Source organism: Stenotrophomonas sp. B1-1 (assembly GCF_010894375.1).
Classification (GTDB): Bacteria; Pseudomonadota; Gammaproteobacteria; order Xanthomonadales; family Xanthomonadaceae; genus Stenotrophomonas.
This window is the reverse complement of sequence record NZ_JAAIUZ010000039.1, coordinates 1-6,726: the sequence shown is the minus strand read 5'-3', so window position 1 is coordinate 6,726 and position 6,726 is coordinate 1. Positions and strand designations below refer to the sequence as shown.

Here is a 6,726-nt window from a genome sequence, read left to right as displayed (position 1 = left end):
ATCAACGGCCGCACCGAGATCGAAATCGACATGGTCGGCATGGTGTTCATCGTCAACGGCGTGGACATGCTCGCCGCCCAGCGTCGCGCCATCGGCGCCTAACCCTTCCCTGCCTGGAGAACTCCATGAACGATTCAACTGCCTACACTGCCAACGCCACCGCCGTGGAGGGCCAGCCCTCTGACACCGTGGTGCTCGAATCCCCGCTCACGCGCGGTGAACAGACCCTCACCTCCTTCCACCTGCGCCGGCCCAGCGCCGGCGAGCTGCGCGGCATCAAGCTGCAGGAGCTGATGCAGATGGATGTGGCCTCCCTGGCCCTGCTGCTGCCGCGCATCAGCACCCCGACCTTGACCGCAAACGATGTGAACAACCTCGATCCGGTCGACCTGGTCGCGGTGGCCACCGTCGTGTCGCGTTTTTTCTTGTCCAAGGCGCAGAAGGCCTCCCTGTTTGCGTAGAGGAGTACATGGCCGATATCGCGGTGATCTTCGGGTTCACCCTGACCGAGCTATCGGCCATGACCCTGGATGAGCTGGTGCACTGGCGCGAGCGCGCCCGAGTTCGAAGTGGAGCACAGTCGTGATGTTCTTTCCCTTGGGCGGCGTTGATCGCCACGGCCATCGCCGGTTCGCCGGCGCGTCGGTGCCGGCATGAGCGGCGGCAACTTGCGCCTGCAGGTCATCCTGCAGGCCCTGGACCAGGCCAGCGCCCCCTTCCGCAAGATCATGGCCGGCAGCAAAGGGCTGTCCGGTGCGCTGCAGGAGCAGAACGCCACCCTGCGCCGGCTCAATGCCGCTCAGCGCGATGTCAACGCCTTCCGTCAGGCGCAGCAGGCCACTCGCTCGCTGCAGGCCGCCCACCAGGAAGCCACTGCCAAGGTACGGCAACTTGCGGGCGAAATCGGCCGATCCAACGCCCCCACCCGCGCCATGAGCAGGGCCCTGAATGAGGCCAAACGCTCTGCCGCCTCGTTGAAAGCTCAGCACCAGCAGAGCGCGGTGGAACTGCAACGCCTGCGCACGGGGCTGGACCGCACCGGCATCAGCACCCAGCAGCTGGGCAGCCATGAGCGTGCGCTGCGCACCGACATCGCTGCCACCACCGCCCAGATGGAGCAACAGCGCGGCCGTCTGGCCGCCCTGGATGCGGCCATGGCCCGTAGCCGCAAGATTCACAGCGCAGGGATGACTGCGGCGGCCAGCGGCACCGGCATCGCCCTGGCCGCCGCCACTGCACTGCGCGCGCAGGCCTTCCCGGTCGCACAAGCCATGACCTTCGAATCGGCCATGGCTGATGTAAAGAAGGTCGTCGACTTTGAGACGCCTGAAGCCTTCAAGCAGATGGGCCGCGATATCGAGGATCTGTCCCGATCCTTGCCGATGGTTCCAGCTGATATTGCCAAGATTGTGGCCGCCGCCGGCCAAGCCTCCATTCCTCGACAGGAGCTGGTGCGCTTTGCCGAGGACGCGGCCAAGATGGGCGTGGCCTTTGATAACACTGCCGAAGAAGCCGGCCAGACCATGGCCACTTGGCGCACGGCCTTCCGTATGGGTCAGGACGATGTGGTCGAGCTGGCCGACAAGATCAACTTCCTGGGCAATACCGGCCCTGCCAACGTCCAGAAGATTAGCGCTGTGGTCAACCGCATCGGTGCACTGGGCGAGGTGGCCGGCTTGGGTAGCGGCCCGCTGGCCGCACTGGGCGCCACCGTGGCTGGCATGGGCATTGAGTCGGAAGTCTCGGCCACCGGCATCAAGAACATGCTGCTCACCCTGTCTTCCGGTGAGGGCGCCACCAAGCGCCAGGTCGCTGCCTTTGAACAGCTGGGCCTGAAAGCCAGCGATATGGCCACGGCCATGCAGGCCGACGCCGGTGGGGCGATCTTGCAGGTCCTGGAAAAGCTCAAGCAGCTGCCCAAGGCCCAGCAGGCGGCCACCATGACCCAGCTGTTTGGTCGCGAATCCATCGGTGCAATCGCCCCGCTGCTGACCAACCTGGAGCTGCTCAAAGGCAACTTCGACAAGGTGGCCGATGCTCAGCAGTACGCCGGGTCCATGAGTAACGAGTACGCCGCGCGCGTGGCCACTTCTGAGAATGCGGTGCAGTTGCTGCGCAACAGCTTCCAGGTGCTTGCACAAGGTATTGGCGAAACGTTGCTGCCGGATTTCAAGGCCCTGGCCACCAAGACCGGCGAAGTGATCGGCAGAATCATCGAGTGGGTACGCGCTAACCCCGAGCTCACCAAGACCATTGCGAAAGTCGCGGTGATCGGCAGCGTACTGGCCACCGCCCTGGGCGGTCTGCTGATGGCCGGCGGCATGGGCGCGATGGCCCTGACCCAAGTGCACAAGGCCGTGACGCTGCTCAGTGGCGGTGGCGGCGTGGGCAAACTGGTGGGCCAGGTGCTGTCGCTGGGTGGGCGCGCCTTCCCGATGCTGCTCAACGTGGGCCGCATGCTGTTGCCGCTGCTCGGTGGCATCAGCCTGCCGGTGCTGGCCATCGGCGCGGCTATCGGCGTGGTCGCCGCCCTGGTGTGGAAGTACTGGGAGCCGATCAAGGCCTTCATGATCGGGACCTGGCAAGGCATCGTCGATGTGGTGGGACCGATCATGGATGAGCTGGCCACCGCGCTGGAACCGCTCGGCCCGGTGTGGGACCTCGTGTCTACCGCGATGGGCAAGGCATGGGACTGGGTGAAGAAGCTCTTTGCCCCGTTCCAAGCCACCAGCGAGCAGCTGCAGGGCGCCAGCGATGCCGGCCGTGGCTTTGGTCAGATCCTGGGCACGGTGCTGACGGTCAACCTGCAGATGGCGGTCAAGGCCATCGGCTGGCTGGTCAGCGCGTTCACCACGATCCTGCCGGTGATCCAAAACGCCGTCGGCGGGGCGTGGACGTACCTGCAAGGTGCCTGGTCGCTGATCGTGGGCCTGTTCACCGGCAACGGCGAGAAGATCCGCGCTGGCCTCACCGCGATGTGGGACGGCGCTAACCAGATCCTGCTGGGCTGGCCGGCCAAGATGATGCAGGCCGGCATCGACATGGTGCAGGGCCTGGTCAACGGCATCGTGTCCAAAGGCAGCGCAGCGATGGATGCCGTCGCCGGCATCGCCTCGGGTGTGATGGACAAGTTCAAGGGCATGCTCGGCATCCACAGCCCCTCGCGCGTGTTCGCCCAGTTCGGCGACTTCACCATGCAGGGCTTGGCCGGCGGGCTAGACCGCAGCCAGAGCGAGCCGCTACAGCAGGTGGCCACGCTGGGCACCCGGCTCAAGCAGGCCGGTGCCGGCATCGCCCTGGGCGCGGCCACAGCGCCGGTGCTGGCCGGCGGCGGCCCGGTGATAGCCCCGGCGGCGGCGCAGGCCGCTACGGGCACCTCCGGCGGTCCCAGCTACACCATCCAGATCACCGTGCCCCCTGGGACCGATAGCCAGGGCATTGCGGCCGCAGTGCGCGCCGAGATCGAGAAGATCGAGCGCGAGAAGACCAGCCGCCGTGCCTCGCGCCTGACCGATTGAGACCTGCCCCATGATGATGAGCTACGGCACCTTCGTGTTTGCCCTGTCCACCGCCGCCTATGAGCAGTTTCAACGCCAGCTCACCTGGCGCCATGCCAGCAGCGAACGCCTGCACGCCCGACCTGCCCGGCAGTACGTGGGCTTGGGCGATGATTCCATCAGTCTGCAAGGCACCATTAGTGCCGAGCTGGTCGAGGATCTACACGTGCTCGATGGACTGCGCGAGCTGGCCGACCAGGGCACACCGCAGGCCCTGGTTGAAGGCACCGGCCGGGTGTACGGCGCTTATGTGATCGTCAGCCTGAGCGAAACCCGCAAGGAGTTCTTCCCCGACGGTACACCACGCCTGATCGAGTTTCAGCTGCAGTTGGAGCGCGATGACGATGGCATCGTGGAGGAAGTGGCATGAGGACCGCGCCCTACCCCATTCCGGCCTGGCAGGTCCTGCTCGACGGGCAGGACCTGACGGACCGTTTGGCACCGCGCCTGCTGGATCTGTCGCTGACCGAGAGCCGAGGCGATCAGGCTGACGAAGTCACCCTGCGCGTGCATGATCACGACGGACGCCTGGCGCTGCCTCGACGTGGCGTGACGCTGCAGGTGGCCATCGGCTGGCGCGACAGTGGGCTATTCGACAAAGGCACTTTCAAGGTCGATGACGTCGAGCACAGCGGTGCACCGGATATCGTCAATATTCGAGCGCGCTCGGCCGATCTCACTGGCGCCGTGCGCAGCCGCCGCGAGCGCAGTTGGCACGACACCACCTTGGGCGAGATCCTCAGCGCGATCGCCGCTGAGCATGCGTTGCGCCCATCCATTGCAGACAGCCTTGCCGGTGTGGCCATCCCACACCTGGATCAAGCCAACGAGAGCGATATCAACCTGCTCACCCGCTTGGCCAAGCGCTTTGATGCGGTGGCCACGGTCAAGGCCGGCACGCTGATCTTTGCGCCCATCGGTGCCGGCGTCACCGCCAGTGGGACGCCGCTGCCGGGCGTGCTCATCACCCGCGCCTCCGGTGACCAGCATCGTTACACCGTCGCCGATCGGGACAGCTACACCGGTGTGCGCGCCTACTGGAGCGATCGCCGCAATGCACGTCGCAATAGCGTGCTGGTAGGAACGGCCGATAACGAGAAGAAGCTGCAGGCCACCTACGCCAACGCAGAGGAAGCGCGGCAGCAGGCCGAGGCGGAATTCAAGCGCTTAGAGCGCGGCACCGCTCAATTGAGCTATCGCCTGGGGCTGGGCCGGGCAGACATCTATCCCGAGCAAACCGTGACGGTGCGCGGCTTCAAACCCGAGATCGATGGCACCGATTGGCTGGTGGCCAAGACCACCCACACCCTTGATGGAAGCGGCGGATTTACCACCGCGCTCGAGCTTGAGCGCGGTGGCGCGCCTGCTGGTGACAATTCGAATTAGATCGATTGCGACCGTCAAAGTCGCGACGGTAGTTTCAGCTGCAACTGAATGGACTTGGGTGCATGGCGCACCGTCCTGGATTGCCGCTGCCTGTTGGCTCTTCCAGCCAGCACGATTTGGAGCACCCCAATGTTCACTTCGGGGCTTTGCTGCGCTTGCGGCGGCTGCCAATGTGGACGGACCCGCCCAACTTATTGTTGCTGCCAATTACAACGTGGCCATTGTTGTCCCCTCCCACGCGGATCCGCTGAGTCTCTCTATCCGGCGCATCTTCGCGCGAGACGACGCTAGCAAGAACCCCCAGAACTGCCCGTTGCGTATCGTCACTAGCGTGGCGGAACTTGAGAAGCACCTCCTCCTCTCGAGAGTCCAAGCCACCGGCGGCCCCGGTCAAGATGTAGGCAATATTTGCGCCTAGCCGCTGCAACCGAAAGAGATACTCCAGCGTAGGCGAGCTCTTCCCAGATTCGTAGCGCAACTGGGACTGCTTTTTGATGCCTACGGCGTCTGCCATTTGTTCTTGGGTGAGACCCAAGCGCTTGCGCTCGGCTCGCAGGCGAACTCCAGCGTCGAACACTTCATCGTCAAAAAAATCCATACAAACGTATCCTGATCATTGACAGATACGATCTGTCGTACTAATGTTTTCCCAACCTCCACTATTTTTAACCTTTTGCGATGAAAAGCGGAGACATAGCCGTCAAGAGCCCCGAGCAAGTGCGGGCGGAGTTCCTGCGTACAGGTCAGTCCATCGCCTCGTTCGCCAAGACGCACAACCTGCCGTATGCGACGGTTTACCAAGTCATGCATGGCCAGAAGAAGGGCCTGCGTGGCGAAGCCCACCGTGCCGCCGTTCTGCTGGGCATGAAGATCGGCACCCTCCAGGACTGATGACCATGCACGCACCCGTCATTCAACGCAAAGGTGTCTTCCACTGCGGCGCTTGCCATTCGGTGCTGGTCAAGCGCACCAGCTACTTGCTACATCCCCATCTGCGTAACGACGTGTACGTGTGCCAAAACCCGTTGTGTTCGGCCAGCTACTCCGGCCACACCGAGATCACCGGCCTGGTCAGCCCCAGCGGCATTCCCAATGCCCCGGCCTGTGACCTGCCCCCGACTCCGGCGTATGAGCGCGCCCTTGCCGAGCGCGCCCTGCGTCAGCAGCAAAACGATGCCCAGCTGGACATCTTCGATAGTCCCAGCCTCTAAACCCAGCTAACTGAGGTTACCCAATGCCTATTCTTGAATTGGCGGCCCTGCCGCCAACGGCGCAGCTTTGCCTGAAATCCGCCGCCCGCCATCAGGGCCTGGTGCATACCGGAGCCGGCTACATCGGCCGCCGGCCTTCGGATAAGGGCCTGTCGCCCACCTTCACCGCCGAGCCGGTGGCCAGGCTGATGCACCTGCGGCTGTTGCGCTGCAGCCCGTCCGACGCGCTGGCGCTGGAGCTGACCGATCGCGGCGTGGCCCTGGTCGATTGTGGCGTGGTCTATACGGAGGCCGGCTGATGAGCAGCAAGCACGGCTGGACCACCGTCCAGCACCAGCCCCTGGTCAAGGCCCCGGCCGACTTTGTGCCGGTCAGTCCGTCGCAGAAGGCTGCTGAGGCCGACGCCCTGCGCCGGCAGATCAAGGCCTTCCAGGCCGCCGGCGGCCGCATTGTCCGCCTGCCCTCTACGTTCAAGCGCTGAGATCGCCGATGGAGATCCACATCCTCGAGCAGGTGCTGGCATGCCTGGAACGCGACTACAGCCTCAAGCGTCGCGGCAGCTTCCTGCGCGG

Annotated in this window: 11 protein-coding genes; 10 read left to right on the top strand and 1 reads right to left on the bottom strand. The window is 64.4% G+C overall.

Translation table 11 applies throughout. The features are described from left to right. The 6 genes from G4G00_RS22120 to G4G00_RS21340 all read left to right on the top strand — a co-directional run. Positions 1–102, top strand: a 102-nt coding sequence (locus G4G00_RS22120; RefSeq protein WP_205515590.1) for a phage major tail tube protein, incomplete at its 5' end; no start/stop codon positions are given. A gap of 23 nt (positions 103–125) precedes the next feature. Next, positions 126–461 (top strand): phage tail assembly protein, encoded by a 336-nt coding sequence (locus G4G00_RS21360; RefSeq protein ID WP_164276487.1) that lies wholly within the window; start codon positions 126–128, stop codon positions 459–461. Between the two features lie 8 nt (positions 462–469). Continuing rightward, positions 470–586 (top strand): GpE family phage tail protein, encoded by a 117-nt coding sequence (locus G4G00_RS21355; protein WP_164276485.1) that lies wholly within the window; start codon positions 470–472, stop codon positions 584–586. A 67-nt stretch (positions 587–653) separates the two neighbouring features. After that, positions 654–3,518: a phage tail tape measure protein gene (locus G4G00_RS21350; protein WP_164276483.1), complete on the top strand. Its 2,865-nt coding sequence runs from the start codon at positions 654–656 to the stop codon at positions 3,516–3,518. Positions 3,519–3,528: 10 nt separating this feature from the next. Further along, positions 3,529–3,927, top strand: a complete 399-nt coding sequence (locus tag G4G00_RS21345; RefSeq protein WP_164276480.1) for a phage tail protein — start codon at positions 3,529–3,531, stop codon at positions 3,925–3,927. After that, positions 3,924–4,943 (top strand): phage late control D family protein, encoded by a 1,020-nt coding sequence (locus G4G00_RS21340; RefSeq protein WP_164276477.1) that lies wholly within the window; start codon positions 3,924–3,926, stop codon positions 4,941–4,943. Before G4G00_RS21345 ends, G4G00_RS21340 begins: the two co-directional genes overlap by 4 nt. Positions 4,944–5,076: 133 nt before the next feature. Here the strand turns inward: G4G00_RS21340 and G4G00_RS21335 are convergent, their stop codons facing one another. After that, positions 5,077–5,541 (bottom strand): helix-turn-helix transcriptional regulator, encoded by a 465-nt coding sequence (locus G4G00_RS21335; protein ID WP_164276473.1) that lies wholly within the window; start codon positions 5,539–5,541, stop codon positions 5,077–5,079. Positions 5,542–5,621: 80 nt separating this feature from the next. Here G4G00_RS21335 and G4G00_RS21330 point away from each other — a divergent pair, with 80 nt between their 5' ends. The 4 genes from G4G00_RS21330 to G4G00_RS21315 are packed head-to-tail and all read left to right on the top strand — an operon-like array spanning position 5,622 to position 6,635. After that, positions 5,622–5,834, top strand: a complete 213-nt coding sequence (locus G4G00_RS21330; protein WP_164276470.1) for a DNA-binding protein — start codon at positions 5,622–5,624, stop codon at positions 5,832–5,834. Positions 5,835–5,839: 5 nt separating this feature from the next. After that, positions 5,840–6,154, top strand: coding sequence for an ogr/Delta-like zinc finger family protein (locus G4G00_RS21325; protein WP_240336205.1), 315 nt, complete (start codon positions 5,840–5,842; stop codon positions 6,152–6,154). Positions 6,155–6,177: 23 nt separating this feature from the next. Further along, entirely contained in the window at positions 6,178–6,453 is a 276-nt protein-coding gene (locus tag G4G00_RS21320; protein ID WP_164276464.1) for a hypothetical protein, read from the top strand. Then, a complete protein-coding gene (locus G4G00_RS21315; protein ID WP_164276462.1) occupies positions 6,453–6,635 on the top strand; it encodes a hypothetical protein in 183 nt (60 codons plus the stop codon). Before G4G00_RS21320 ends, G4G00_RS21315 begins: the two co-directional genes overlap by 1 nt. Positions 6,636–6,726 lie beyond the last annotated feature (91 nt).

Bases quoted from the DNA above. Each gene is read 5' to 3' on its own strand.
- G4G00_RS21360 (WP_164276487.1), top strand. From the start codon at position 126: ATGAACGATTCAACTGCCTACACTGCCAACGCCACCGCCGTGGAGGGC.
- G4G00_RS21340 (WP_164276477.1), top strand. From the start codon at position 3,924: ATGAGGACCGCGCCCTACCCCATTCCGGCCTGGCAGGTCCTGCTCGAC.
- G4G00_RS21330 (WP_164276470.1), top strand. From the start codon at position 5,622: ATGAAAAGCGGAGACATAGCCGTCAAGAGCCCCGAGCAAGTGCGGGCG.
- G4G00_RS21325 (WP_240336205.1), top strand. From the start codon at position 5,840: ATGCACGCACCCGTCATTCAACGCAAAGGTGTCTTCCACTGCGGCGCT.
- G4G00_RS21315 (WP_164276462.1), top strand. From the start codon at position 6,453: ATGAGCAGCAAGCACGGCTGGACCACCGTCCAGCACCAGCCCCTGGTC.
- G4G00_RS21335 (WP_164276473.1), bottom strand. From the start codon at position 5,541: ATGGATTTTTTTGACGATGAAGTGTTCGACGCTGGAGTTCGCCTGCGA.
- G4G00_RS21320 (WP_164276464.1), top strand. From the start codon at position 6,178: ATGCCTATTCTTGAATTGGCGGCCCTGCCGCCAACGGCGCAGCTTTGC.
- G4G00_RS21355 (WP_164276485.1), top strand. From the start codon at position 470: ATGGCCGATATCGCGGTGATCTTCGGGTTCACCCTGACCGAGCTATCG.
- G4G00_RS21350 (WP_164276483.1), top strand. From the start codon at position 654: ATGAGCGGCGGCAACTTGCGCCTGCAGGTCATCCTGCAGGCCCTGGAC.
- G4G00_RS21345 (WP_164276480.1), top strand. From the start codon at position 3,529: ATGATGATGAGCTACGGCACCTTCGTGTTTGCCCTGTCCACCGCCGCC.